This is a genomic window from Streptomyces sp. NPDC044063 (genome assembly GCF_056434285.1).
The window spans coordinates 179,706-205,710 of record NZ_JBWKFM010000014.1 but is presented as its reverse complement, the minus strand read 5'-3'; the positions used below and the strand labels follow the sequence as shown (position 1 = coordinate 205,710).

Sequence of the window (26,005 nt, the reverse complement as noted above, 5' to 3'; positions counted from 1 at the left end):
ACTAGCGCGTACCACCCATAAAAAACCCCCCCCCCCCCACCCCCCCGCCCCCCCCCCCCACCCCCCCCCCCCCCCCCCCCCCCCCCAACCACCCCCCCCCCCCCCCCCCCCCCCCCCCCCCCCCCCCCCCCCGCCGTCGTCGCAGCGTTTGTCGCCGGCCTTACGCGGCCGGGACCGGGGCGCCGACCTTCGGGCGGTCCCAGACGCCCAGCTGGCGGGCCAGCTCGATGTCGTCGCGCACGGCCCAGTGCTCGTGGACCTTGCCGTCGGCGATGCGGTAGATGTGGATGTGCTGCACCTCGACGCGCTTGTGGGTCGGCGCGATGCCCATGAACTCACCCACGTGGATGCCGGAGAAGACCACGCGCAGCGTCGCCTTGTCGCCGCTGGCGAAGGCGTCGACGATCTCCCAGCGGGCGTCCTTCCACACGCCGCGCATCCAGCGGGCGGTGTTGGCGTAGGCGTCCGGGCCGGTCGGGGCACCCTCCGGGGCCTCGTAGTCGACAAAGCCCTCGGCCACCAGGCGCTGGGCCGTGCCCTCGTTGCCGTCGTTGAAGATCTCGCCCATGGCGATGGCGATCTCGAGAACGTCCTCGTTGGTCATCACGAACTCCTTCGGGGTTGAAAAGGATTGACGAAAAGGGAGGGGCCGGGAGCTACTGCCCCATGGCGAGCCCGCCGCTGACGGGCAGCGCGGCACCGGTGATGTAGGCGGCGGCGTCGCTGGCCAGGAAGCGCACGGCGTCGGCGACCTCGTCGGCGGTGCCGGTGCGGCCCAGCGGCGTCTGACCCAGCAGACCCGTACGGCGCTTGTCGGTGACCGCCTTGATCATGTCGGTCTCGATGAGGCCGGGAGTGACGAGGTTGACCGTGATGTTGCGCTTGCCCAGCTCCCAGGCGAGGGAACGGGCCAGGCCGAGCATGCCGGACTTGGAGGCGGCGTAGTTGGTCTGGCCGGGCGAGCCCATGAAGCCCATCACCGACGAGACGAAGACGATCCGGCCGCGCTTGGCGCTGATCATGCCGGGGGCGACCAGCCGTGCTGCCCGGAAGGCACCCACCAGGTTGGTGTCGATGACCTCCGAGAAGTCCTCCTCGCGCATCATCGGGGACAGCCCGTCGCGGGTGATGCCCGCGTTGGCCACCAGCACCTCGACCGGGCCGAAGCGCTCCGCCACCTCCTCCACGCCGCGCCGCAGCGAGTCGGAGTCGGTGACGTCGCACCGCACCCCGGCGAGCCCCTCCGGAGGCTCGCCCGAGCGGTGGGTGACGACGACCTTGTCGCCGTTGTCCGCGAAGGAGCGGGCGATGGACAGCCCGATTCCGCGGTTGCCGCCGGTGACCAGGACGGTTCGGGACATCAGTGGTACTCCAGTGGGTCGTTGGGTGGCGTCGGGACCGGCTGTCGGTTCAGGCCAGCAGGTGGTCGAGGCGCGCGATGGCGGCGTCGGTGTCGGTGAAGTGGATGGCCTGCCAGCCGACGGCCTCGGCGCCGACGCAGTTGGCGGCGGTGTCGTCGATCAGCACGCACTCGTGCGGGGCCGCGTTCGCGAGCTTCTCCGCCATCGCGTAGACGTCGGGCTCGGGCTTGCGGGTGCCGGTCTCGAAGGAGAGCACCAGCTCGTCGAAGAGGCCCTCCGGAGCCACCATCGTGCGCCAGTGCCGGTCCCACTCGGGGGGCATGTTGGAGATGAGGCCGACGAACACCCCGGCGTCGTGGGCCCGCCGGATCCGCTCCAGCCACGCCTCGTTGATCTCCCGGTGCTGGAACCACTTCGCGCCGAAGTCGCTGAGGTCGGCCTCCACGCCGTACCGGGCGACCAGCTCGGCCTCCACCTTCTTGGCCCACTCCGCCTCGCCGACCAGCGGAATGTCCAGCGGGGCCATCATGTCCAGGCCGTAGGTGTCGCCGACCGCGCGCATGGCCCCGGTCAACTGCTCCAGCGTCAGCCCGCGCCTGCGGCTGAAGGCGTCCATGGTCTCGCGCAGCGGCGGGGTGAGGACGCCACGGAAGTCGGTCCAAATGGCCCGGACGAGGGGCTTACCGGTGCCGCTGGTCATGCTGTCTCTCCTCGAAGGGTGAAGCCGATCTCGGCGATCGTCTGGCCGTCCTGGACGAAGGTCACCGGGAACTCCCGTGTGTGCCGGCCCGCGCCGGTCGCGACGGGGGTACTGACCTCGATCGGGCCGTCCAGCTCGGCGTAGCGGGTGAAGCGCGCCTCGACGCCCGTGATCACGGCGGTCCCGGCCGTGCCGCCGTCGCCCTCGGTCAGGGCCAGGAAGGACAGCTGCCGGGCCGCCTCCGTCAGCACCATCGCCGGGTAGTGGTCGTAGACGTGGTCGAACAGGCTCCGGTTGTCGAAGCGTGGGGAGAGCGCGGCGGTGAGGACCCCTTCGCGCACCACCGGCTCGCTGAGCACGACGTTGGCCGGGTTGAGCCGGCCGACGCGCGCGGCGTCGACCGGATCGCCGCCCGGTCGGTCCGACTGCTGCGAGGTGAGCGGCGGGGTGGTCCGGCGCTGCAGGAAGCGCAGCTTCTCGTACTCCTCGGACGTCGTCGCGCCGACCTCGATGTGGGCGCGGCCCACGACACGGTCGCGCACGGCGAGTTCCATGTCGAAGCGCAGGGCCCGTAGACGGCCGCCGCGTCCCACGGTGCGGGTGACGGTCTCGGCCAGCTCCAGCTCGCCGGGACGGTCCCCTACGAGCAGCGCCTCCGGGGCGTCCAGGTGCAGGGACCAGCCGTGGACGAGGAACGTGGTGTTGAGTGGGAGGTCCAGGTGGAGGTGGGCGCCGTGGGTGGACGCCTGCCGGGCGGCCTCCAGCAGCAGCAGGACGTCGAACCGGGCCGGCGCCTGAAGGTGGTCCTGGTAATAGCCGTGTGACAGCGGCAGCTGGGCGGCCGCGCGGAACCGGTCCGTGCCGTTCGGCAGGGAGTCGGTGACGAACACCTCTGCCACCGAGGCACGATGGACGAGGTGCCGTGCCACGGTACGTTCGAAAGCCAGCCGGCGGCGGGGCGCGGCCTCGGCGCCGGATTCGCTAGTTACGGTCATCCCTGCTTCCAGATTCCGTCGCTTAACGACATGTGGAGGGCTGTCGGGAAGCGACTTTGCAGGGGTGGCATAAAAGTGAGGTGGACGGCCGCTAAAAATGATTCGGAAATGCGGCCGGGATGCCCGAGTGGCCAGGGTGCCCTGCCCCCATGGGCACACGCCATGTCACTTTCGGTACGTGGACCCCGCATCTATGGTCACGGTTGCGTGCACCGGGTCCGGGGGTCTTCGATCGAATCGAATTGATTTCTCGGACGACTGGGTTCGGATGTTCGTTCCTTACCGGGTCGGCGTCGAAAGGAACACGTAATTGGCTGAGAACACCACGCGCGTCGTGGTCACGGGTCTCGGCGCCGTCAGTAGCCTGGGCATCGGCGCCGCGGCGTTCACGGACGGCATCAAGCGTGCGAGCAGCGGTATTTCGCCGATCCAGGCCTTTGACGCCGGAGGCTTCGAGCACACGCTCGCCGGTGAGGTGCGGGACTTCCGTCCCGAGCTGCTGCTCGAGCGGGTGGCCCACGAGCGGTGGGGGCGCAGCGCGCAGTTCGCCGCGGCGGCCGCCCGGCTCGCGGTGGAGGACGCGGGTCTGAGCGCCGACCAGCTCGCGGCGGCCCGCGCCGGCAGCAGCATGGGTACGACCAACGGCGAGGCCCGGGTATTCCAGCAGCTGACCGAGCAGTGGCTCGACGGCGGCCTGGCCGGCCTGGAACCGTCCCTGGTCGAACAGGCGCCCACCAACCGCATCGCCACGGCGGTCAACACCGAGCTCGGCCTCACCGGTGAGGCCCAGACGATAGGTACGGCCTGCTCGGCGAGCAACTACGCCATCGGCTACGGCTACGACATGGTGCGCAGCGGTGCGGCCGACTACATGATCTGCGGTGGCGCCGACGCCGTGAACCGGGCCACTCATGCCGGATTCCACCGCCTGGGTGCCATCGCCGACGACCTGTGCCGTCCCTTCGACGAGCGCCGCAGCGGCATCCTGACCGCCGAAGGCGGAGTGGCCCTGCTGCTGGAACCGCTGGACCGGGCCGTGGAGCGCGGGGCGCGCATCTACGCAGAGGTGCTCGGCTACGGCATCACGTGCGATGCCAAGCACCCCACCCAGCCCGACCGGGACGGCATCGCCGAGTGCATCCGCCGTGCCCACCGCAACGCCCACGTGGAACCCGAGGACGTCGACTACGTGTGTGCCCACGGGACCGGCACCCGGGCCAACGACACGACGGAGGTCGCGGCGGCGCGCGAGGTGTTCGGTGACCGGATTCCGCCCATCAGCTCCATCAAGTCGATGCTCGGCCACACCATGGGGGCGGCCAGCGGCTTCGGTGCGCTGATTTCCTGCATGGCGGTGTACGACGGCTTCCTGCCGCCCACCGCCACCGTCCGCGACGTCGACCCGGAGCTCGGTCCGGATCTGGACTGCGTGCCGCGCGAGTCGCGGCCCGCACGGGTCCGCGTGGCCCAGAACCACGGCTTTGCCTTCGGCGGCAACAACGCGATCGTCATGCTCGGGGAGGTGGCGTGAAGAACAACCTGGTATCCACCGCGGTGACCACGGACATCGTCGGCTACGGAGTTCTCAGCCCGGCGGGAGCCGGTCTCAAGGCGCTGATCGAGGCCGTCCGCGGTGGGGCGGTTCCCGAGGCGGGCGCCGACGATCTCGCCGCCGCCGGTTTCGAGGGCCCACTGCCGCTGGGTCTGCTGCCCGTGCCCGGTTTCCAGCCGGAGGAGTACCTCGGCCGCAAGGGCCTCCGCAACCACAGCCGGACCGCCAAGCTCGGCATGTCCGCCTGCGAGATGGCTGTGGACAGCCTCATGGAGGAGATCCCGGCCGAGCGCCGGGGGCGGACCGGTGTGGTGCTCGGCACGAGCACCGGCAGCGCTCGCGCCTTCGGCGAGTTCTTCCGCGAGACCTACGAGCAGGAGCGCCCTTATCTGGTCAGCCCCGCGCTGTTCCCGGGCATCCTGATGAACAGCCCGGCCAGCGCGTTCGCCATGCGGCACTCGTTCACCGGGGTGAACGCCAGCCTCGCCGGTGGGCAGCTCTCCAGCCTCACCGCCCTGCGCTACGCCCGTAACGCCCTGGTCAACGGCCATAGTGAGCGGCTGCTGGTGGGCGGCGTCGAGGAACTGAGCCCGCACACGGCGTGGGCCTGGCAGCGTGCCGGGGTGCTGGGCGAGGACGGTGTGGTGGGCGAAGGCAGCGCGGTCTTCGTGCTGGAGCGCTCCGACGCCGCGCTCTCCCCCGCGACGCGCGCCCTGGCGAGCGTCGTCGCCTGCGAGATCGGTTTCCGTGACCCGGAGCAGGGCCCGCAGTGGGTCGCTGCCGGACTGGCCCGGTGCGTCGAGGACGCCCTGAAGGCAGCCGGTGCCACGGCGGACGAGGTGCGCGTGGTGTCGGCCGGTGCCACCGGCCGGCGCGGCTGGCGGGCTGTCGAGGCGCGGGGCCGTGGACAAGCGCTGGGCGCGGACTCGGCCGCTGAGGTGCTGCGCGTGCAGGACGTGCTCGGCGAGACCTACAGCGCGAGCGGCGCGCTGCAGCTCGCTGCTCTCCTCGGGCATTGGGAGACCAGCGACGGCGAGCCGGGCGAGCTGGGGCTGGTGACCTCGGTCGGCCACGACGGCACGGTCGGCTGCCTCGCGGTGAGGCGAGGGCGGGTCGGCGCGTACTGAGCGCGGCGGTGACGGCCGGAGGTGGCGGGCATGGCCCGCCACCTCCGGCCTCTCGTGGCCTCCGGGGCCGTCCCAGCCGTCAGTGCCCTCAGTGCCGGGGGCCGTCCTCGTCCGTGGGGGACGCCTCGGTGTCGGCGCGGTCCTGCTTGGCCTGGACCTCGGGGTCGAGGACGGACACGCCGCCGCTGCCGTCGACGGAGCTCAGCGAGGAGCGGTCGGCGGGTTCGGTGGCCTCCGGGGGCTCGACCAGCCAGTCGGGGTTGGCCTGCTTGTCCCACCACTTCCACGCGGCGACCGCGCCGCCCGCGAGGATGCCCAGCACGAGCAGCCGCTTGGCCACCCGGCCGGCCCGGCCGCGCCGGTCCCGGCGCTTGCAGAGCCGGCGCACGTCGTCGGCCGACACCTCTCCGCGCAGCGCGGCGAGCGCGGCCGTCCCCCGGGAGAGGGCCTCGTCCCGTACCGGCTCGGCCACCGCGCGGGCCCGCACGGCGGCCTGGTCGAGCTTGGGCGGCAGGGCGTCCCGCGCGTGCTCGATGCGGGGCTGGAGGTGCGCGTCGTACTGCGACCGGGCCTGGTGGGCCGCCTCGGCGACCATCGGCGCGAGCCGCGTACGGGCCTCATGCGCGTAGTGCAGAGCCGCGTCCTTCGTGGCGTCGGCGTAGGGCGCCACCACGTCCGCGGCATGGCGCACGCTGTCCTTGGCACTGCAGGTCGCGGCGCGCACGCTGTCCTTGCGGGTCACGAGAACCTCCTCCTCGGTGGCGTATGGTTTGTCGCCTTTCCACCCATTGGAAAATCATGCCTGCCGATGGGCGGTGCGGCATGTGCGAGCGGGCATCCGGGTCATGGGGGAGCTGCGGTCGACGATGCCACGGTTCGCCGCCGCGCGCCGGGCTTTGGTGGTTACTCGCCGCGAACCGGGCGTGCGAGGATCGTGTGCCGTCAGCGAAGACTATGGAAGGTAGATCGTGGCCGAGCAGCTCTACGCCACCCTGAAGACCAACCAGGGCGACATCCTCATCCGCCTCCTCAAGGACTATGCACCGAAGACGGTCAGGAACTTCGTCGAGCTCGCCGAGGGCAAGCGCGAGTGGGTGCACCCGGAGACGGGGAAGCCGAGCACCGACAAGCTGTACGACGGCACGGTCTTCCACCGCGTCATCGAGGGGTTCATGATCCAGGGCGGTGACCCGCTGGGCAACGGCACCGGCGGCCCGGGCTACAAGTTCGCCGACGAGTTCCACCCCGACCTGGCCTTCACCAAGCCGTACCTGCTCGCCATGGCCAACGCCGGCCCGGGCACCAACGGCTCGCAGTTCTTCATCACCGTCTCCCCCACCGTGTGGCTGACCGGCAAGCACACGATCTTCGGCGAGGTCGCCGACGAGGCCTCGAAGAAGGTCGTCGACGCCATCGCCGAGACCGCCACCAACCCCCGCACCGACCGCCCGGTGACGGACGTCGTCATCGAGACGGTCGTCGTCGAGCAGCGCTGACACCACCGGTACCGGGGGAAGCCGACGCCCTCGGTCCCACGGGAACCTGCCGCCCCGCCCGTCCGTATGACGGGCGGGGCCGCGCGGTGAAGAGGCGGCCGCGACCCGGACCGGGCACACCGGGCCGTGACAGGGCAACCGGCCCGCGACAGGGGCAAGGGGAGAGCATGAACGAGCAGGCCGTCTGCTGTTACCGGCACCCGGACCGGGAGACCGGCATCCGCTGCACCCGCTGCGAGCGCCCCATCTGCCCGGACTGCATGGTGAGCGCCTCGGTGGGCTTCCAGTGCCCGGAGTGCGTGAGCGGCGGTTCCGGTACGGGTCACGACCCCCGGGCGAACGCGCCGCGCACGCTCGCGGGAAGCACCCGGGTGGAGGACCCCCGGCTGGTGACCAAGGTCCTGCTGGGGATCAACGTCGCCGTGTGGATCGCGGTGCTGGCGACGGACAGCGCGCTGCTCGACGCCATGGAGCTGTTCGGCCGGGCCCAGCTGGAGCCGGGCGGCCCGATGGAGGGCGTGGCGGAGGGGCAGTGGTACCGCCTGCTGACGGCGGTCTTCCTCCACCAGGCACCCATGCACATCGCCTTCAACATGCTCTCGCTGTGGTGGCTCGGCCCGCCGCTGGAGGCGGCCCTCGGCCGGGTCCGCTTCCTCGCGCTCTACCTGCTGTCGGGCCTCGGCGGCAGCGCGCTGACGTATCTGATCGCGGCCCCGAACCAGCCCTCGCTGGGCGCCTCCGGCGCGATCTTCGGTCTGCTGGGCGCCACGGCCGTGCTGCTGCGCCGGCTGAACTACGACATGCGCCCGGTGCTCATCCTGCTCGGGCTCAACCTGGTCTTCACATTCACCTGGAGCAACATCGCCTGGGAGGCCCATGTGGGCGGCCTGGTGGTGGGCACGGCGGTGGCGTACGGCATGGTGCACGCCCCCCGGGAGCACCGGGTGCTGGTCCAGCGCCTCACCTGCGCGGCGGCCCTGCTGGCGATCATCGCCGTGGTGGGCGTGCGGACGCTCCAACTGCCGGTCTGAGCCGCTGCCCGGCGGGTGCGGCGGCCCTCACCCACATCGGTGGGCGCACAGGTTGTCCACAACGGGCGGGGAATCCTGTGCACGATGTGGGGAACATGTGTTCGGGACTTCGCCAACCGCTCTGAGCTGGGACTCTACGGAAAGACGCCGGTGTGACCATCGATACGCAGCGCTTGCGATCAGTCACACCGGCGTCAACTTCGAGGAAGTTATCCACAGACAGTCTGAGTTTTTCCCCACTGTGGACGAGGGTGTGGATAACTCCCCGGAAGGCTCAGGGCAGAGCTCCTACTTCCACTGCGTGGAGACGACGAACCCCGCGGCGATGAAGCCGAATCCGACCACGATGTTCCAGTTGTGCAGGGATTTCACCGGCATGTCGCCGCTCGTCACGTAGAAGACGACGATCCAGGCCAGCCCGATCAGGAACATCGCGAGCATCAGCGGCGCCACCCAGCCGCGGCCGGTGGACAGCTTGATGTTCTGCTGCTGCTTCGCCTGCGGCGGCGTGAAGTCGTCTTTCTTGCGGATCCGTGACTTCGGCACGAGGGAACTCTCCTGTCGATGCGCTGCGTGACCGCGCTGGGATTTACAAGGGCCTGTCCGCCGGGGCGGGAGCGACGGGAGCGCTTCCTTCCCCCGGGCGTCCGTTAGCGTAGTGCTTCCGCGGCGTCGGAGAGGATAAGGGTACGTTGAGTAATTCTGCCGACTCCACCAGTGCGCCCGTCCGGCGGTTCCGCCCCGTCCGGCTGCTGACCGGCGGGGTCTTCGCGCTGGCCGGCCTCATCTTCTGGATGAGCTTCAACACCGCACAGGGCACCAACATCCGTACCGACGACTCCATGTTGCGCCTCTCGGACCTCATCCGGGAACGCAGCCGCAAGAACGGCGACCTGGAGGACGGCGCGGCCGCCGCCCGGGCCCAGGTCGACGCCCTCGCCCGGCGCGACTCCGGCGGCACGGCCCAGGACCGCAAGCTCACCGCCCTGGAGACCCTGGCCGGCACCCGCCCGCTCGGCGGCCCCGGACTGACCGTCACCCTCACGGACGCGCCGCCCAACGCCACCGCCCGGATCCCCGGCGTCCCCCAGCCCCAGCCCAACGACCTGGTCATCCATCAGCAGGACCTCCAGGCCGTCGTGAACGCCCTGTGGAAGGGCGGCGCCAAGGGTGTCCAGGTCATGGACCAGCGGCTGATCTCCACCAGCGCCGTCCGCTGCGTCGGCAACACCCTCATCCTCCAGGGCCGCGTCTACTCCCCGCCCTACAAGGTGACCGCCGTCGGCGACCGCGGCGCCCTGCGCAAGGCCCTCGGCGAGTCCCCCGCCCTCCAGAACTACCAGCAGTACGTCGCCGCCTACGGCCTCGGCTGGAAAGTCGACGAGCACAACGCGGTGACTCTGCCCGGATACTCGGGCACAGTGGATCTCCACTACGCCAAGCCCGTGGGGTGACCCGGGAGGGAGCAGGCGATGGGGTTACGGCTCGTCGTCCGCACGCTCAGCGAACTGTGTCTGACCGCCGGCACGTTGATCGTCCTGTTCGTGGTGTACGTCCTCCAGTGGACCTCCGTCCGCGCCGACGGGGCGATGCGGCACGAACTGGACGGCCTGGAGAAGCGCTGGGCCGCCACCGCCCCACCGGACACCGGCGGACCCGCCCCCGCCGGCACGGCACCCGCGTCCGGCCCGGACGCGCCCGTCGGCGGCACCCGTACCGGCCCCGGCGACCCCACGGCCCCGCCCGGCGCCGGTGAGCCGGACCCGGGGGCACCACCCCCGGCCGGCGGCGCATCCCGGGCACCCGCCCCTTCCGGCCCCCGTACGGAGTACCCCTCCGGCGCGTCCTTCGCCGTGATGCGCGTCCCCCGCTTCGGCTCCGGCTGGGTCAAACCCGTCCTCCAGGGCACCGGCACCGAGCTGCTGAAGAAGGGCCTCGGCCACTACGCCCGCAGCGCCCGCCTCGGCGAGACCGGGAACTTCGCGGTCGCCGGCCACCGCCGCACCTACGGCGACCCCTTCAAGGACCTCGACGAGCTGCGCCCCGGCGACGCCGTGGTGCTCGGCGACGGGACGACCTGGTTCACGTACCGCGTCGACACCCGCCCCCACCGCACCCTGCCCACCGACACCGCCGTCCTCGACCCCGTCCCCGCCGCGGCCGGCTACCGCGCGCCCGGCCGCTATCTGACGCTCACCACCTGCGATCCGGAGTGGGGGCACAGCCACCGGCTGATCGTCTGGGGCCATCTGGAGGAGACCCGTCCGGTCAGCGCCGGACGCCCCGCGGCTTTGTCCGGCTGACCCCCGCTCCCGGCGTGTCGCCCCTTAGTCTGGTGCCGCACAGTACTGAACCGACCATCGGCGAGTGGGTAGAGCATGTACGTCTGGATCTGGCGTCATCTGCCGGGCAACGCAGGGGTGAAAGCGCTGATCTCGCTGCTGCTCGTGCTGGGGACGGTCTACGTCCTCTTCCAGTACGTCTTCCCCTGGGCGGAGCCCCTGCTGCCGTTCAACGACGTGACCGTGGACAACGGCATGCCCGCCGGCGGCGCAATGACGGAATGGCGGTAAGAGCGGTGAGCGCGCGCATCCTCGTCGTGGACAACTACGACAGCTTCGTCTTCAACCTCGTCCAGTACCTCTACCAGCTCGGCGCCGAGTGCGAGGTCCGGCGCAACGACGAGGTCGAGCCCGGCCACGCCCAGGACGGCTTCGACGGCGTCCTGCTGTCGCCCGGCCCCGGAGCGCCCGAACAGGCCGGTGTGTGCATCGACATGGTGCGCCACTGCGCGAACACCGGTGTGCCGGTCTTCGGTGTCTGCCTGGGCATGCAGTCGATGGCCGTGGCCTACGGCGGCGTCGTCGACCGCGCCCCCGAGCTGCTGCACGGCAAGACCTCCCCGGTCACCCACGAGGGCAAGGGCGTCTTCCAGGGCCTCCCCTCGCCCTTCACCGCCACCCGCTACCACTCGCTGGCGGTCGAGCGGGACAGCTGGCCGGACGAGCTGGAGATCACCGCCTGGACCGACACCGGCGTGGCGATGGGCCTGCGCCACCGCGACCTGCCGGTCGAGGGCGTGCAGTTCCACCCCGAGTCGGTGCTCACCGAATGGGGCCACCGGATGCTCGCCAACTGGCTCGCCGCCTGCGGTGACACCGGGGCGGTGGAGCGCTCGGCGGGTCTCGCCCCGGTGGTGGGCAAGGCCGGAGCGTGACCACGCTGCGGCCCGAGCAGGACCCCTGGAGTACGGCGGCCCCGCGCGAGCCGCACGGCGCCACGCGCCTCACGTACGGCACGGGGTCCCTCTCGCAGCCGTTGCCCCCCGAGGACGACCCGACGATGACGCTGCGCCGGGTCGAGCCCGCACCCGCGCCCGTCGCCACCGGCGGGCGCGCGGAGCGCCGTCGCGCCGCCCGGCGGGCCGCACGCGCCCGCCGGGACAGCCCCGGGGTGATCGTGAGCCGGTTCGTGGGCGAGCTGTTCATCACCCTCGGCGTCGTGATGCTGCTGTTCGTCGCCTACCAGCTGTGGTGGACGAACGTCATCGCGCAGCGGCAGGCCGGCGGCGCGGCCAAGGACCTCCAGCACAGCTGGGCCGGCGGCGATGCCGGGGCCGACCGGGACGCGGGGGAGTTCTCGCCGGGCCAGGGATTCGCCATCCTCTACATCCCGAAGCTGGACGTGAAGGCGCCGATCGCCGAGGGCGTCGGCAAGCAGAAGGTGCTCGACCGGGGGATGGTCGGCCACTACGCGGACCCGGCCCTGAAGTCCGCCATGCCCTGGGACCGGCAGGGCAACTTCGCGCTCGCCGGCCATCGCAACACCCACGGCGAACCGTTCCGCTACGTCAACCGGCTGACCCCCGGCGACAAGATCGTCGTGGAGACCCGGAGCGCCTTCTACACCTATGAGATGACGAGCCGTCTGGATCAGACGTCGCCCGCGAACGTGCGGGTCATCCGGCCCGTGCCCGCCGGTTCGGGCTTCCGGGGGCCCGGCCGGTACATCACGCTCACCACCTGCACCCCCGAGTTCACCAGTACGTACCGCATGATCGTGTGGGGCAAGATGGTCGACGAGCGGCCCCGGAGCAAAGGAAAGCCGGACGCGCTCGTCAACTGAGACACACGGGAAAAGCGAAGCGGGGTACGAACGTCTGTGGCACAGACCGACCGTGTACGGGGGCGCATCGCCACGACCGTCAGTGTCATCGGTGAACTGCTGATCACAGCAGGCGTGATCCTGGCCCTCTTCGTCGTCTACTCCCTGTGGTGGACGAACGTCCTGGCCGATCGCGAGGCGAAGAAGCAGGGCAACCAGGTGCGCGACAGCTGGGCCAAGGCCCCCTCCGGCCCCGGCGCCCTGGACACCAAGGACGGCATCGGCTTCCTCCACGTCCCGTCGATGCGTAACGGCGAGGTGCTGGTCAAGCCCGGCACCGGCAGCAAGGTCCTCAACGAGGGCGTCGCCGGCTTCTACCGCGAGCCGGTGAAGGCGGCCATGCCCTGGGACCCACGGGGCAACTTCACCCTGGCCGCCCACCGCGACGGCCACGGCGCGAAGTTCCACAACATCGACAAGGTCAGGACCGGCGACCCGGTCGTCTTCGAGACGCGCGACACCTGGTACGTCTACAAGGTCTTCGCCGACCTCAAGGAGACCTCGCGCTTCGACACCGACGTGATCAACCCGGTCCCCAAGGAGTCCGGGAGGACCAAGCCGGGCCGCTTCCTCACCCTGACGACCTGCACGCCGGTCTACACCTCCGACTACCGCTACGTCGTCTGGGCCGAGCTCCAGCGCACGGAGAAGGTCGACGCCGACCGCACCCCGCCGAAGGAACTGCGCTAGCGGCGCCCACACGGCACGACGGAGCCCCGGCACCCTGGGAGAGGGTGCCGGGGCTCCGGCGTGGTGTACGCGGCCGTACGGCCGTCCTCGGGTCGGTTGCGCCGGGTCAGCTGCGCCGGCCGCCGATGAAGCCGCCGAAGAGGCCGCCGGTGTCCTGGCCGCCGGTCTGGCCGCCGGTCTGGCCGGCGGTCTGGCCACCGGTGCCGGGCTGGGGCGAGGACTGCGTCATCAGGTTCACCGGGGTGTCCTTGGCGACCTGGCTGCCGGCCGCCGGGTCGGCGGTGACGACCACGGCGTTGTCGTCCTGCGGGCCGAAGACGTTGCCGACCTTCAGCCCCGCGTCCGTGAGCGCCTTCTTGGCGTCCTTCAGCTTCTGCTGGGTGACGCCCGGCACGGTGACCTTCCCGCCGCCCTTGGAGACGTACAGGGTGACCGTCGAGCCCGCCCGGGCCGAGGTGTTGCCGTCGGGGCTCTGGCGGGTCACCGAGCCGGCCGGGACGGTCGCGGAGTCCTCCTCCTCCTTGACCACCTTGAAGCCGAGGTCGCTGATCTGCTTCTTGGCGGTGTCGAAGGGCTGGCCGACCACCGACGGGACCGTCTTGGTGGCGGCGGCCACGGCGACCGTCAGGGTGATCTCGGTGCCCTTGGGGGCCTTCTCGTCGCCCTTGGGGTCCTGGTCGGTCACCACGCCGGGAGTCTGGCCGGACTCCTCTTCCTTCTTCTTGACGGTGAAGCCCTTGTCCTCGAGCTGCTTGCTCGCGTTGTCGAACTGCTGGCCCCGGACGTCCGGTACGACGATCTTCTCGGCGCCCTGCGAGACGACGACCTTCACGTCACCGCCGCGCTTGACCTTGCCGCCGACGTCCGGGTTCTGCTTGCAGATCTTGCCCTTGTCCTGGTCGCAGAAGGCCTTGCCGTCCTCGACGACCTTGAAGTCGCCGTTCTCCCCGAGCTTCTTCGCCTCCGGCAGCGTCTCGCCGACCAGCTTGGGGACGGTGACCTCGTCGTTGCTGCCGCCGCCGCTGAAGATCGAACGGCCGATGAAGATGGCACCGACGAGCACCAGGATGCCCGCGACGATCAGCAGGATCGTCGAGAGGTTGTTCTTCTTGCCGCCCCCGGCGCCCCGCCGGCCGCCGGAGCGGTCGTCGTAGCCTCCGTAGCCCCCGCCGTCGGCGACGGGCGGCATCATCGAGGTCTGGCCGGCGGGCTCGTGCGCCCGCAGCATGGTGGTGGGCTCGTCCGCGCCGTAGCCGACGACGCCCATGGAGGCGGTGGCCGCCACCGGCTGGCCCTCCAGGGCCGCCTCGATGTCGGCGCGCATCTCGTCGGCCGACTGGTAGCGGTAGTCGGGGTCCTTGGTCAGCGCCTTGAGGACGATGGCGTCCATCTCCGGCGTGATCTCGGGGTCGTACGTGCTCGGCGGGTTCGGCTCCTCCCGCACGTGCTGGTACGCGACGGCCACCGGCGAGTCGCCCACGAACGGGGGCCGGACCGTCAGCAGCTCGTAGAGCAGGCAGCCGGTGGAGTAGAGGTCGGACCGCGCGTCGACCTGCTCGCCCTTGGCCTGCTCCGGGGAGAGGTACTGGGCGGTGCCGATCACGGCCGCGGTCTGGGTCATCGTCATGCCGGACTCGCCCATCGCGCGGGCGATGCCGAAGTCCATGACCTTCACCGTTCCGGTGCGGGTCAGCATGACGTTGGCGGGCTTGATGTCACGGTGGACGATGCCGGCCCGGTGGGAGTACTCCAGGGCCTGGAGCACGCCGATGGTCATCTCCAGCGACCGCTCGGGCAGCAGCTTGCGGCCGGAGTGCAGCAGCTCGCGCAGGGTGGACCCGTCGACGTACTCCATGACGATGTACGGGATCGACACCCCGTCCACGTAGTCCTCGCCCGTGTCGTACACGGCGACGATCGACGGGTGGTTGAGCGAGGCGGCCGACTGGGCCTCACGGCGGAACCGGGCCTGGAAGGACGGATCACGGGCCAGGTCGACCCGCAGCGTCTTCACGGCGACGGTGCGGCCGAGCCGGGTGTCATGCGCGAGGTAGACCTCGGCCATGCCACCGCGGCCGAGCACCGAGCCCAGCTCGTACCGGCCGCCGAGGCGACGCGGCTCTTCCATAGCTCCAGCCCTTCCGTGTTCCTGACCTCACCGGCGTGGGTCCGGCGGTGTGCTGTCCGGCATACCGTACCCGGCGCGATGGGCGCCTTCCGGGCACCACCGTCACCTGATATACGACCGGTACAGACGGGGGCGCTCCGGAAGCGGCGGGTGAGCCGGATCACTTCTCCGTGCTGAGTACCGCCTGCATCACGTTCTTCGCGATCGGCGCGGCGAGCTTGCCACCGGCGATGTCGTCACGGACGGTCTCCGAGCCCTCGATGACGACCGCGACGGCCACCGGCGAACCGTCGCCGGTCTTCGCGTAGGAGATGAACCACGCGTAGGGGTTGCCGCTGTTGTCGACACCGTGCTGGGCGGTACCGGTCTTTCCACCCACCGTGACGCCGTCGATCTGCGCCGCGGTTCCGGTGCCCTCCTTGACCACCGTCTCCATGATGCTCTGCAGCTTCTGCGCGTTCGCCGCGGACAGCGGCTGGTTCATCTGCTTCGGCTGGTGGTGCTCGATGACGTTGAGGTTCGGGGCGCGCAGCTTGTCGACCATGTACGGCTCCATGAGCTTGCCGTTGTTGGCGACGGCCGCGGCCACCATGGCCATCTGCAGCGGGGTGGCGCGGTTCGAGGCCTGGCCGATGCCGGCCATGGCGTTCTGCGGGCGGTTGTCCTTGGGGTAGACGCTGGGGACGGCGCGCACGGGCGTGTCGATCGGCTTGTTGAAGCCGAACTTCTCGGCCGTCGCCATCATCTTCTTGTTGCCCAGGTCGGCGCTGACCTTGCCGAAGACGGTGTTGCAGGAGTACTGCAGGGCCACGCGCAGCGAGGCGTCCTTGCAGGGGATCTTGCCCTCGTTCTCCAGCGCCACCCGGGTGTCCGGGAGGATCCACGGCAGCGGCGAGTCGGTCTTGGAGTCGACGTCCGAGTACAGGCCGTTCTCCAGCGCCGCGGCGGCCGTGACGACCTTGAAGGTGGAGCCCGGCGGGTAGGTCTGCTTCAGCGCCCGGTTCAGCATGGGCTGGTTCTTGTCGGCCTGGAGGTCCTTCCATGCCTTGTCGTCCTGCGCCCCGGCGATGGTCGAGGGGTCGTACGAGGGCGTCGAGGCGAGCGCCAGGATCTTGCCGGTGCGCGGGTCGATGGCGGCGACGGCGCCCTTCTTGTCGCCCAGGCCCTTGAAGGCGGCCTCCTGGGCCTTGGTGTTCAGGGTGGTGATCACGTCACCGCCCTTCTTGCCCTTGCCGGTGATCATGTCGACCGTGCGGTTGAAGAACAGCCGGTCGTCGTCGCCCGTGAGGACCTTGTCCTCGAGCTTCTCGATCTGGTTGGCGTCGAACACCTGCGAGCTGTAGCCCGTGACCGGCGCCCACATGGGGCCGTTCTTGTAGGTGCGCTTGTACTTGAAGTCGATGCCGCCGGTCTCCTGGGAGCCGGTCACGGCCTGGCCGTCGACGATGATGTTGCCGCGCGGCTGGCTGTAGCGGGCGATCGTCACCCGGCGGTTGTGCTTGTTGGCCTTGAGCTCGTCGGCCTGGACGAACTGGATCCAGTTGTCCCGGATCATCAGCGCGAGGATGAGCAGACCGCAGAAGATGGCGATCCGGCGCACGGGCTTGTTCACGGGCGGACCACCTGGGTCATCTCGGCGTCGGGGGACGGGGCGGGCGCGGGCGCCGGGCGCCGGGCGGTGTCGCTGATCTTGATGAGAACGGCGATCAATGCCCAGTTGGCGATGACCGAGGAACCACCCTGCGCCATGAACGGCATGGTCATACCGGTCAGCGGGATGAGGCCCATGACGCCACCGGCGACCACGAAGACCTGGATGGCGAAGGCGCCGGACAGACCCGTGGCGAGCAGCTTGCCGAAGGGGTCCCGGGCGGCCAGCGCGGTACGCACGCCGCGCTCCACGATCAGCCCGTAGACCAGCAGTATGGCCATGACGCCCGCCAGGCCCAGCTCCTCGCCGACCGTGGCCAGGATGAAGTCGGAGTTGGCGGCGAAGCCGATGAGGTCCGAGTGGCCCTGGCCCCAGCCGGTGCCGAAGACGCCGCCCGAGCCGAAGGCCATCAGGGCCTGGGCGATCTGGTCGGAGCTGCCGTCCTTGAACGCGTCGAAGGGGTGCAGCCAGGCGTCGACGCGCTGCTGGACGTGGTGCTCGAAGGTGGACACCGCCACCGCGCCGACCGCGGACATCAGCAGACCGAAGACGATCCAGCTGGTGCGCTCGGTCGCGACGTACAGCATCACGACGAACATGCCGAAGAACAGCAGGGACGTACCGAGGTCGGTCTCGAAGACCAGGATGAGGATCGAGAAGGCCCAGACCGCAAGGATCGGGCCGAGGTCACGGCCGCGCGGCAGGTACAGGCCCATGAAGCGGCGGCTGGCCAGCGCCAGCGCGTCGCGCTTCACCATCAGATAGCCGGCGAAGAAGATCGACAGGACGATCTTCGCGAACTCACCGGGCTGGATCGAGCCCAGGCCGGGGATGGTGATCCAGATGCGCGCGCCGAACTTCGCGGGGAAGAACATCGGCGCGACCAGCAGGATCAGCGCGCCCACCATCGAGATGTAGGTGTAGCGCTGAAGGATGCGGTGGTCCTTCAGGACGATCAGCACGGCCACGAACAGCGCGATGCCCAGTGCCGAGAACATCAGCTGGTTGGTGGCGCTGGCCGTGAAGAACTTCCGGGCCTGGAGCCGCGGCGACTGGTCGAGCCGCCAGATGATGACCAGACCGATGCCGTTGAGCAGCGTGGCCAGCGGCAGCAGCAGGGGGTCGGCGTACTTGGCGAACTTCCGCACCACCAGGTGCCCGACGCCCGCCATCAGGCCGAGGCCGACGCCGTAGCCGAGCAGACCGGAGGGCATCTCGCCGTCCATGGCGAGGCCCACGTTGGCGTAGGCGAAGCACGGGATCAGCACGGCGAAGGCCAGCAGCGCCAGCTCGGTGTTGCGCCGGCTCGGCGGGCCCTCGGTACTGATCGTCGTGGTGTTGGTGGTGTTGGGCATGTTCGGCATGGGAGAGATGGCTGACATGGCTTGATGGCCCCCTACGGCTTCACTGCGACGCGCTGCTGCACTGCGGGACCAACTTCTGCTCTTCCTCGCTGAGGGTGGGACCCGGGGACGGTGCCGGGCCGGCCTGGGCGGCGGTGCCGCCGCGGGTCTCGGTGGCGTTCGGCTCCTTGGCCGTGCCGCCGGTGCGGTCGCTGTTCTGCTTCTCGCTCTCCCGCTGCTGCGCCTCGGCCTTGCGGCGCTCGTCCTCCTTCTTGCAGGCGCCGGCGAGCGTGCCGAGCTCCTTGACCTTCTGGAGGGCCTGGTCGCGGCTGCCGACCGTGATGGTGTCCACCACACGGCTGCGCTGGTCGACCGGGAGGTACTTGAGTTCGATCTCGGGATGGTCCTGGTGGAGCCGGCTGAGGCTGACCCAGGCCAGGTCCTGGTTGATGCCCTGGTAGACGGCCACGTGGTCGTTGTCCTTGGCGCCCACGTAGTACTGCGTCTGCGTCCACTGGTAGCCGCCGTAGAGGCCGCCGCCGATGACGCCCAGCGCGAGCGCGAAGATCAGTGACCGCTTGACCCAGGTGCCCTTGCGGCGCGGCTTGACGAAGTCCTCGTCGGTGAACGGCCCGAAGGAGCCGTCCGGCATGCCGCCGCCCATCGCCGCGTCGCCGCTGCCCGGCGGGCCGAAGCCGCCCGAGGCGTCCTGCTGCGGCACCGGCCGGTGCGCGCGGGCGTGCTCGGCGGCCCGGCCGGCCGGGGTCTGCATGGCGCCGGCGTCGCCGAGCTGCATCTGGTTCTCGGCGACCGCGCCCACGATCACCGGGGTGTCGTTGAGCTGGCCGGCCAGGGTGTCACCGCCGTCGACGTCGAGGACGTCGGCGACGATGCAGGTGATGTTGTCCGGGCCGCCGCCGCGCAGGGCGAGCTGGATCAGCTCCTGCACGGTCTCGTGCGGGCCCTGGTAGCTGGCGAGCGTCTCCTCCATCGTCTGATGGCTGACGACGCCGGAGAGCCCGTCCGAGCAGATCAGATAGCGGTCGCCGACGCGCACCTCGCGGATCGACAGGTCCGGCTCGACGTGGTCGCCACTGCCCAGCGCGCGCATCAGCAGGGAGCGCTGCGGGTGGGTGGTGGCCTCCTCCTCGGTGATCCGGCCCTCGTCGACCAGGCGCTGCACCCAGGTGTGGTCCTGGGTGATCTGCGTGAGGACGCCGTCGCGCAGCAGGTACGCGCGGGAGTCGCCGACGTGTACGAGGCCGAGGCGCTGACCGGTCCACAGCAGGGCCGTGAGCGTGGTGCCCATGCCCTCCAGCTGGGGGTCCTCCTCGACCATGACACGCAGCTGGTCGTTGGCGCGCTGCACGGCGCTGCCGAGGGAGGTGAGGATGTCCGAGCCCGGGACGTCGTCGTCGAGCTGGACCAGGGTGGAGATCACCTCGGAGGAGGCGACCTCACCGGCGGCCTGGCCGCCCATGCCGTCGGCGATGGCGAGCAGGCGGGGGCCGGCGTAACCGGAGTCCTCGTTGCCCTCCCGGATCATGCCCTTGTGCGATCCGGCGGCGAAGCGCAGTGACAGACTCATGCGCACCTCGCCCGTCGGCTCCGGGTACAGCCCCTTCCCAGCCACGCTGCCCACCCTCCGGTCGTCATGGTCCTACTACTTCCGCAGCTCGATGACGGTCTTGCCGATACGGATCGGCGCGCCGAGCGGGATCGGGGTCGGGGTGGTCAGCCGGGTCCGGTCGAGATAGGTGCCGTTGGTCGACCCGAGGTCCTCGACGATCCACTGGCCGTCGCGGTCGGGGTAGATCCTGGCATGCCTGCTGGAGGCGTAGTCGTCGTCCAGCACGATCGTCGAGTCGTGCGCGCGGCCGAGGGAGATGGTCTGGCCCTGCAGGGCCACCGTGGTGCCGGTGAGGGTGCCCTCGGAGACCACGAGCTTGGTGGGCGCGCCGCGGCGGCCACGGTCCGCGCGCCGGCCGCCACCGGCCGGCGGCGCCTGCTGCTGGCGCTGCTGGGGCGGCGCGGCGGGGGCGCGCTGGGCGCGGCCGTCACCGGCGCCGGCCCGGCGCGAGCCGCGCTGGGTCACGCGGGTGCCGAAAAGATCGCTGCGAATGACCTGGACGGCCACGATGACGAACAGCCACAGTACGGCGAGGAAACCCAACCGCATGACCGTGAGGGTCAGCTCTGACATTGCCCCCGCTTCACCCTTCGGCTTGCCGATAAACGATGGTGGTGCTGCCCACGACGATGCGTGAGCCGTCGCGGAGCGTAGCGCGCGTGGTGTGCTGCCCGTCCACCACGATGCCGTTGGTCGACCCCAGGTCCTGGACCGTCGCGGGGGTGCCGACCCGGATTTCGCAGTGCCGGCGGGAGACGCCGGGGTCGTCGATGCGTACGTCCGCTTCGGTGCTGCGGCCCAGGACGAGGGTGGACCGCGAGATTTGGTGACGGGTGCCGTTGATCTCGATCCAGCGGCGCGTCTGGGTGCCCGGCACGGCTCCCGGCCCCGGACCGCCGGTGCGCGGCAGGGGGCGGACGCCGGGCGGCGGCGAGGAGGGCATGGGCGGCGCACCGGCGGGCGAGGCGTATCCGGCCCCGGCGGTGGGGGCGCCGCCGCGCGGGGCGGCGGCCTGCTGCCGCGCCTGCGGGTCCTGCGACTCGCTGGAGGCGAGGGTGCGGCTGCGGACCCGGTACAGACCGGTGTCGAGGTCGTCGGCCTTCTCCAGGTGGACCTTGATCGTCCCCATGAAGGTGTACCGCTGCTGTTTGGCGTAGTCGCGGACCATGCCGGACAACTCGTCGCCGAGCTGTCCCGAGTAGGGGCTCAGCCGCTCGAAGTCGGGCGCGCTCAGCTCCACGATGAAGTCGTTCGGGACGACGGTGCGGTCGCGGTTCCAGATGGTCGCGTTGTTGTCGCACTCCCGCTGGAGTGCGCCCGCGATCTCGACCGGCTGCACCTCGGACTTGAACACCTTGGCGAAGGTGCCGTTCACGAGACCCTCGAGTCGCTGCTCGAAGCGCTTCAGTACTCCCACGGGGCACCTCCTTCCCTCAGTGACGTCTCTGATGCTCAGTGTCGTTCCTGATACTGCTTACTGATCGTATCCACGCGTCGGGAAAACAGCTGGTTCCCCTTCGACGCCATGAGTGACGAGTGTCGCCCTGCCGGCGACCTACGGTCGCCCACGATTCCCACGGGGGGATCGTAGAGCCGCCCTGACGCCAGTGTCCCGCAACCGGAGCCGTCCTCGCGGCCCCCCTGAGCGTGGGCCGGGGACGACGAGTGTGAACCCACCCCCAGGGGCGTGCTAATGTTCTGCATGTCGGAAGGCCGACGGGCAGGAAAACGGCGGAAACGCCGGAGGAAACGCCCAAGACCGGAAGACGCACCCATGCGCGGGTGGCGGAATAGGCAGACGCGCTGGATTCAGGTTCCAGTGCCCGCAAGGGCGTGGGGGTTCAACTCCCCCCTCGCGCACAGAGGATCAGACCCTCTCGGTGACGGAAGTCACCGAGGGGGTCTGTTTCGTTATGTGCGGGTTCAGGGTGGTCACCCGGCCACCCGGTCACCCTGCCACCCGTCGTCCTTCGATCGCCCGTCGCCCTCGGACGTGTCCATGATCACTTCGTGGTCCGTTCCTCCTTCCCTTCTCCTTCTCTCCTCCGTCGTCCTCCGCCGTCATGGGCCGTGTACCGGGCGGGTACCTTTCTCGGCAGTTGACGCCGGGACGCCGCGCGGGGGTGGGTCGCCGCGCCGCGGTGAAGGGGGAGGTGGCGCCGCGATGTCGCGACTGCCGTACGTACCTGGGTTCGCTCGTCCGGTCGCCGGTCAGGCGGCGCGGACCGGAGGGAAGGCCGCCGGTAAGGCGCTGCGGGAGAGGGTGCCGCGCGCGGCGCACGGGGACTGGAAGCCCGGTGACGGGCGACCCGGCGCCGTGGAGTCCGTCGAGGCCGCCAACGCCGGGCGGCTGGCCGAGCTGACGCCGATACGCGTCGGGCGCATGGCCGCCTCGCCCTTCGCCTTCCTGCGCGGCTCGGCCGGTCTCATGGGCCACGACCTGGCGGCCACCGCCGTCACCGGGGTCGGCGCGCAGCTGTGCGGCGACGCCCACGCGGCCAACTTCGGGCTCTACGGTGACGCCCGCGGCGAACTGATCATCGATCTCAACGACTTCGACGAGACCGTGTACGGGCCGTGGGAGTGGGACGTCAAGAGGCTCGCCGCCTCGCTGGTGCTGGCCGGGCGGGAGGCCGGCGCCGACGAGCTCACCTGCCGGGAGGCCGCCCGGGACGCCGTGGGGGCCTACCGCCACACCATGCGGCTGCTGGCCCGTATGCCGGCCGTCGAGGCGTGGAACGCCATCGCCGACGAGGCGCTCGTCTCCCACGCCGACGCCCACCAGCTCGTGGGCACGCTGGAGCGGGTCGGGGAGAAGGCCCGGCGCAACACCAGCGCGCGCTTCGCGGCCAGGGCGACGGAGAAGGACGCCGCCGGCGGGCGGCGGTTCGTGGACGCGCCGCCGGTGCTGCGCCGGGTGCCGGACCGGGAGGCCGCGGCCGTCGCCGCCGCGCTGGGTACGTACACGGGCACCCTGCCGCCGGACCTGCTGCCCCTGCTGGCGCGCTACGAGGTGCAGGACGTGGCGTTCCGCGTCGTCGGCACCGGCAGTGTGGGGCTGCGCTCGTACGTGGTGCTGCTGCTCGACCACCGTGGCGAGGCGCTGGTCCTCCAGGTGAAGGAGGCCCGGCCCTCGGTGCTGCTGCCGTACGCGCGCACCGCGGGCTTCGAGGTCCCGGACGAGGGGCACGAGGGGCGGCGCGTGGTGCTGGGGCAGAAGTCGATGCAGGTGGTCAGCGATGTGCTGCTGGGCTGGACGACCGTCGAGGGGCGTCCGTACCAGGTGCGGCAGTTCCGCAACCGCAAGGGCAGCGTCGACCCGGCCGCCCTGGCCAGCGACGAGCTCGACGACTACGGGCGGATGACCGGCGCGCTCCTGGCCCGGGCGCACGCCCACAGCGCGGACCCGCGGCTGATAGCCGGCTACTGCGGGAAGAACGAGGAGCTCGACGAGGCCGTGGCGGCCTTCGCCGTGGCCTACGCCGACCGCACGGAGGCCGACCACGCCGACCTGCTGGCCGCGGTGCGCGCGGGCCGGGTGGCGGCGGAGCTGGGCGTGTAGGCGGGCGGTCGGCGGGGCGTGCGGCCGGGCGGTCCGGTGATCGGTGGGCCGGGCCGATGGTGACCGGTCCGGTGGTCGGGCAGGCCGGTGGTCGGCCGGAAGGCGTGTCCGGGGGTGGGGGCCACCTCGTACGCTGGGCTGGTGATGAACCCGGAAGCTGAGCAGAGTGCCGACACCGGCCCCGCCGAGGACACCGCGCGGCTGGAGCGTGCCGTACGGGCCGCCGAACAGGCCCTGATCGAGTTCGAGATCGCGGTGGAGACCTTCCGGGTGGAGGTGGAGAACTTCTCCCGGCTGCACCACCAGCGACTGGGCCCGATGTACGCCCGCCTCGACGAGCTGGACGCGCTGATCGCCGAGGCCGTCGCCGCCCGCACCGGCGACGCCGAGGACCTGAAGCGGGCCCGTGAGGCGCGCGGGCTGGTGCAGCCCATGCCGGGGGTGGAGGAGCTGTTCGGCGGCTGGCTGGACGGCGAGGGGCTCTCGCCGGAGGCGCAGGCCATGCTGACCGAGAAGCCGGTCCAGCCGCCGCGGCGGGTGCGGCCCAGCGACGAGGTGCGCCGCGCCTATCGCGACCTGGTCCGCAAGGCCCACCCCGACCTGGCGCTCGACGAGGCCGACCGGGTGCGTCGTGAGGCCTTCGTCGTCCGGGTCAACGCCGCCTACGCCGAGGGCAACGAGGCGCTGCTGGCCGAGCTGACCGCGGAGTGGGCCGCCGGTCCGGTGCCCGCGCAGCGGCGGCCCAGCCACGCCGAGGAGCTGTACGTACGGCTGGAGTGGCTGGCCGAGCGCAAGGAGATGCTGTCGACGGTGGCGGCCGAGCTGGAGGCCTCCGCGATCGGCGCGATGATAAGGATGGCGCCGGAGGACCCGGACGGGCTGCTGGCGGAGATCGCCGACGGTCTGGTCGTCCAGATCGCCGAGCGCGAGGCTCATCTGGCCTCCTTGACGGGCTAGGGAGTCCCCCGGGCCGGGGGCGGTGTCCCGTGGGTCGGGTAGCGTCGGGGGCATGGTTTTTGGTTCCGGGATTCCCACGGTCGGCGTCGACGCCCTCTCGAAGGACGACTTCCTGCTGGACGTCCGTGAGGACGACGAGTGGCAGGCGGGGCACGCCGAGGGCGCGCTCCACATCCCCATGAGCGACTTCGTGGCGCGCTTCGGTGAGCTGACCGAGAAGGCCCCCGACGGCGGTCGCATCAACGTCATCTGCCGGTCCGGCGGGCGTTCGGCGCAGGTCACGGCCTATCTGGTGCAGCAGGGCCTGGACGCGGCGAACGTCGAGGGCGGCATGCAGGTCTGGGAGGCCGCGGGCCGCCCGGTGGTGACCGCCGACGGCGCCCCGGGCGTGGTCGTCTAGGACGCGCCTCGGGCGTCCTCCTGGGCGCCTCGGGCATCCTCCTGGGTGTCCTGGGCATCCTCCTGGGTGTCCTGGGTGTCCTGGGCGGCCAGCAGGTCGCCCAGGGCCTCCGCGTGGGCGGCCGCCGGGCCGAGCTGGAGCTCCAGCTGCTTGGCCCACGCGTGGTAGCGGTGGAGGGCGTACTCGGTGTCCGCGCCGAAGCCGCCGTGCAGGTGCTGAGCGGTCTGGACGACGCGGCGTACGCCCTCGGCGGCCCAGACCTTGGCCACGGCGAGGTCGGCGGCCACCGGCAACGGGCCCGTCGTGCCCGGCTCCAGGCGCCAGGCGGTCTGCCAGAGGGTGGCCTCCATCGCGCGCAGGTCGATGTAGCGGTCGGCGGCCTGGACGGCCACCGCCTGGAACGTGGCGATGGGCACCCCGAACTGCTCGCGCTTGCTCGCGTACGCGCTGGTCATGGCCGCGGCCGCCTCGCCCACACCGAGCGCGAGGGCGCAGGTGCCGGCGGTCAGCACGGAGCGCAGCAGCTCCCACGCCCCGGGCGCGGTGATCAGCTCGTCGGCGCGGACGCGGACGGATTCCAGCTGGATGTGGTCGTAGTGCTCGCCGTTGGTGGAGACCTGGTCGGCGAGGGTCACTCCGGGGCGGTCCGGGGGGACGAGGGCGAGGACGGCGTGGTCGTCGCCGGTGTGCGCGGGCAGCAGGACGCGATCGGCGCTCCGCGCCCAGGGGACGGCCGTCTGCGCGCCGTCCAGGCGCCAGTGGGCGCGGCCGTCGGGGCGGGCGGTGACGGCCCGCTCGGCGGCGTCGTGGCCCGTGCGGCCGGTGGCGGCGGCGGTCACCACCAGCTCGCCGCGGCCGATCGCGCGCAGCAGCCGCTCCGGCCCGGTGCCGCCGTGTTCGCGCAGCGTCAGCGCCGCCGCGCTCGTCTCCAGCAGGGGGACGCGCGCCAGCGCCTTCCCGGCCTCGCGCAGCACCAGGCACAGCGCGATCGGCCCGAGCCCCGCGCCGCCGTGCCGGGACGGGACCATCAGGCTCAGCAGGTCGGCTTCGGCCAGGCGGCGCCACAGGGAGCGGTCGAAGTCCTCGGCGACGGCGCCCGGCACCAGCGCCGGGCTGGGCACGGCGTCGGGGGAGACGCCGGAGAGGACGGCCCGTGCCGCCTCCGCCGCCGCCTGCTGTTCCTCGGTGAAGGTGAAGTCCACGGTCCGGCCCTCCGCT

Annotated in this window: 25 protein-coding genes, 1 tRNA gene and 1 pseudogene; 14 read left to right on the top strand and 13 right to left on the bottom strand. The window is 71.2% G+C overall.

From position 1 onward, the window contains the following. Positions 1-160: 160 nt before the first annotated feature. From AC07BS_RS19605 to AC07BS_RS19590, 4 genes are read right to left on the bottom strand one after another with little or no spacing between them, the layout of a single operon-like run. Positions 161-604 (bottom strand): ester cyclase, encoded by a 444-nt coding sequence (locus tag AC07BS_RS19605; protein ID WP_478649205.1) that lies wholly within the window; start codon positions 602-604, stop codon positions 161-163. 52 nt (positions 605-656) lie between these two features. Continuing rightward, the gene (gene fabG / locus AC07BS_RS19600) at positions 657-1,361 is read right to left on the bottom strand and encodes a 3-oxoacyl-ACP reductase FabG (protein ID WP_478649203.1); all 705 of its coding nucleotides are present in this window, start codon (positions 1,359-1,361) and stop codon (positions 657-659) included. A gap of 49 nt (positions 1,362-1,410) precedes the next feature. Next, positions 1,411-2,061: an HAD-IA family hydrolase gene (locus tag AC07BS_RS19595; RefSeq protein ID WP_478649200.1), complete on the bottom strand. Its 651-nt coding sequence runs from the start codon at positions 2,059-2,061 to the stop codon at positions 1,411-1,413. Continuing rightward, positions 2,058-3,056, bottom strand: coding sequence for a ScbA/BarX family gamma-butyrolactone biosynthesis protein (locus AC07BS_RS19590; protein ID WP_478933394.1), 999 nt, complete (start codon positions 3,054-3,056; stop codon positions 2,058-2,060). Before AC07BS_RS19590 ends, AC07BS_RS19595 begins: the two co-directional genes overlap by 4 nt. Before the next feature lie 310 nt (positions 3,057-3,366). On the opposite strand from AC07BS_RS19590, the gene AC07BS_RS19585 reads away from it, so the two are divergent. After that, positions 3,367-4,587: a beta-ketoacyl-[acyl-carrier-protein] synthase family protein gene (locus tag AC07BS_RS19585; RefSeq protein WP_478933392.1), complete on the top strand. Its 1,221-nt coding sequence runs from the start codon at positions 3,367-3,369 to the stop codon at positions 4,585-4,587. Then, the gene (locus tag AC07BS_RS19580; RefSeq protein WP_478649192.1) at positions 4,584-5,735 is read left to right on the top strand and encodes a beta-ketoacyl synthase N-terminal-like domain-containing protein; all 1,152 of its coding nucleotides are present in this window, start codon (positions 4,584-4,586) and stop codon (positions 5,733-5,735) included. The genes AC07BS_RS19585 and AC07BS_RS19580 overlap by 4 nt, the downstream gene beginning before the upstream one ends. Before the next feature lie 88 nt (positions 5,736-5,823). Here AC07BS_RS19580 and AC07BS_RS19575 read toward each other — a convergent pair whose 3' ends face one another. After that, positions 5,824-6,477 (bottom strand): DUF5324 family protein, encoded by a 654-nt coding sequence (locus AC07BS_RS19575; protein WP_478649190.1) that lies wholly within the window; start codon positions 6,475-6,477, stop codon positions 5,824-5,826. Between the two features lie 226 nt (positions 6,478-6,703). Here AC07BS_RS19575 and AC07BS_RS19570 point away from each other — a divergent pair, with 226 nt between their 5' ends. Continuing rightward, a complete protein-coding gene (locus tag AC07BS_RS19570) occupies positions 6,704-7,231 on the top strand; it encodes a peptidylprolyl isomerase (RefSeq protein ID WP_478933389.1) in 528 nt (175 codons plus the stop codon). Positions 7,232-7,398: 167 nt separating this feature from the next. Continuing rightward, positions 7,399-8,262, top strand: a complete 864-nt coding sequence (locus AC07BS_RS19565; protein ID WP_478933387.1) for a rhomboid family intramembrane serine protease — start codon at positions 7,399-7,401, stop codon at positions 8,260-8,262. 288 nt (positions 8,263-8,550) lie between these two features. On the opposite strand, the gene crgA is transcribed toward AC07BS_RS19565, so the two are convergent. Beyond that, entirely contained in the window at positions 8,551-8,808 is a 258-nt protein-coding gene (gene crgA, locus AC07BS_RS19560) for a cell division protein CrgA (protein ID WP_478649184.1), read from the bottom strand. 146 nt (positions 8,809-8,954) lie between these two features. On the opposite strand from crgA, the gene AC07BS_RS19555 reads away from it, so the two are divergent. The 6 genes and pseudogenes from AC07BS_RS19555 to AC07BS_RS19530 all read left to right on the top strand — a co-directional run bounded on the left by AC07BS_RS19555 (position 8,955) and on the right by AC07BS_RS19530 (position 13,116). After that, positions 8,955-9,716, top strand: a complete 762-nt coding sequence (locus tag AC07BS_RS19555; RefSeq protein WP_478649182.1) for a DUF881 domain-containing protein — start codon at positions 8,955-8,957, stop codon at positions 9,714-9,716. Between the two features lie 18 nt (positions 9,717-9,734). Further along, a complete protein-coding gene (locus AC07BS_RS19550) occupies positions 9,735-10,565 on the top strand; it encodes a class E sortase (protein WP_478933384.1) in 831 nt (276 codons plus the stop codon). A gap of 75 nt (positions 10,566-10,640) precedes the next feature. Continuing rightward, positions 10,641-10,835 (top strand): hypothetical protein, encoded by a 195-nt coding sequence (locus tag AC07BS_RS19545; protein WP_478649176.1) that lies wholly within the window; start codon positions 10,641-10,643, stop codon positions 10,833-10,835. A gap of 5 nt (positions 10,836-10,840) precedes the next feature. Continuing rightward, positions 10,841-11,479 carry an aminodeoxychorismate/anthranilate synthase component II gene (locus AC07BS_RS19540; protein WP_478649174.1) on the top strand — a complete coding sequence of 213 codons (639 nt, stop codon included), beginning with the start codon at positions 10,841-10,843 and terminating at the stop codon, positions 11,477-11,479. Continuing rightward, positions 11,440-12,387: pseudogene (locus tag AC07BS_RS19535) on the top strand (class E sortase); the annotation flags it as partial. The gene AC07BS_RS19540 and the pseudogene AC07BS_RS19535, both read left to right, overlap by 40 nt. Before the next feature lie 36 nt (positions 12,388-12,423). Further along, the gene (locus tag AC07BS_RS19530) at positions 12,424-13,116 is read left to right on the top strand and encodes a class E sortase (RefSeq protein ID WP_478649171.1); all 693 of its coding nucleotides are present in this window, start codon (positions 12,424-12,426) and stop codon (positions 13,114-13,116) included. A 106-nt stretch (positions 13,117-13,222) separates the two neighbouring features. On the opposite strand, the gene pknB is transcribed toward AC07BS_RS19530, so the two are convergent. From pknB to AC07BS_RS19500, 6 genes are all read right to left on the bottom strand, one after another. Next, positions 13,223-15,244 (bottom strand): Stk1 family PASTA domain-containing Ser/Thr kinase, encoded by a 2,022-nt coding sequence (pknB, locus tag AC07BS_RS19525; RefSeq protein ID WP_478933381.1) that lies wholly within the window; start codon positions 15,242-15,244, stop codon positions 13,223-13,225. 160 nt (positions 15,245-15,404) lie between these two features. After that, positions 15,405-16,856, bottom strand: coding sequence for a penicillin-binding transpeptidase domain-containing protein (locus AC07BS_RS19520; RefSeq protein WP_478649166.1), 1,452 nt, complete (start codon positions 16,854-16,856; stop codon positions 15,405-15,407). After that, the gene (locus tag AC07BS_RS19515) at positions 16,853-18,250 is read right to left on the bottom strand and encodes an FtsW/RodA/SpoVE family cell cycle protein (RefSeq protein ID WP_478649163.1); all 1,398 of its coding nucleotides are present in this window, start codon (positions 18,248-18,250) and stop codon (positions 16,853-16,855) included. Before AC07BS_RS19515 ends, AC07BS_RS19520 begins: the two co-directional genes overlap by 4 nt. A 49-nt stretch (positions 18,251-18,299) precedes the next feature. Beyond that, positions 18,300-19,826 carry a PP2C family protein-serine/threonine phosphatase gene (locus tag AC07BS_RS19510; protein WP_478649160.1) on the bottom strand — a complete coding sequence of 509 codons (1,527 nt, stop codon included), beginning with the start codon at positions 19,824-19,826 and terminating at the stop codon, positions 18,300-18,302. Between the two features lie 75 nt (positions 19,827-19,901). Beyond that, a complete protein-coding gene (locus AC07BS_RS19505; RefSeq protein ID WP_478649158.1) occupies positions 19,902-20,441 on the bottom strand; it encodes an FHA domain-containing protein FhaB/FipA in 540 nt (179 codons plus the stop codon). A gap of 10 nt (positions 20,442-20,451) precedes the next feature. After that, positions 20,452-21,285 carry an FhaA domain-containing protein gene (locus AC07BS_RS19500; RefSeq protein ID WP_478933378.1) on the bottom strand — a complete coding sequence of 278 codons (834 nt, stop codon included), beginning with the start codon at positions 21,283-21,285 and terminating at the stop codon, positions 20,452-20,454. Between the two features lie 359 nt (positions 21,286-21,644). Here AC07BS_RS19500 and AC07BS_RS19495 point away from each other — a divergent pair. From AC07BS_RS19495 to AC07BS_RS19480, 4 genes are all read left to right on the top strand, one after another. Next, positions 21,645-21,728: transfer RNA gene (locus AC07BS_RS19495), tRNA-Leu, on the top strand. 304 nt (positions 21,729-22,032) lie between these two features. Then, positions 22,033-23,430, top strand: coding sequence for a DUF2252 domain-containing protein (locus AC07BS_RS19490; RefSeq protein ID WP_478933376.1), 1,398 nt, complete (start codon positions 22,033-22,035; stop codon positions 23,428-23,430). Positions 23,431-23,574: 144 nt separating this feature from the next. Next, positions 23,575-24,387 (top strand): J domain-containing protein, encoded by an 813-nt coding sequence (locus AC07BS_RS19485; RefSeq protein ID WP_478649151.1) that lies wholly within the window; start codon positions 23,575-23,577, stop codon positions 24,385-24,387. Positions 24,388-24,439: 52 nt separating this feature from the next. Next, positions 24,440-24,787 (top strand): rhodanese-like domain-containing protein, encoded by a 348-nt coding sequence (locus AC07BS_RS19480; protein WP_478649149.1) that lies wholly within the window; start codon positions 24,440-24,442, stop codon positions 24,785-24,787. Here the strand turns inward: AC07BS_RS19480 and AC07BS_RS19475 are convergent. Then, entirely contained in the window at positions 24,784-25,989 is a 1,206-nt protein-coding gene (locus AC07BS_RS19475; protein ID WP_478933374.1) for an acyl-CoA dehydrogenase family protein, read from the bottom strand. The genes AC07BS_RS19480 and AC07BS_RS19475 overlap by 4 nt on opposite strands. Positions 25,990-26,005: the final 16 nt, after the last annotated feature.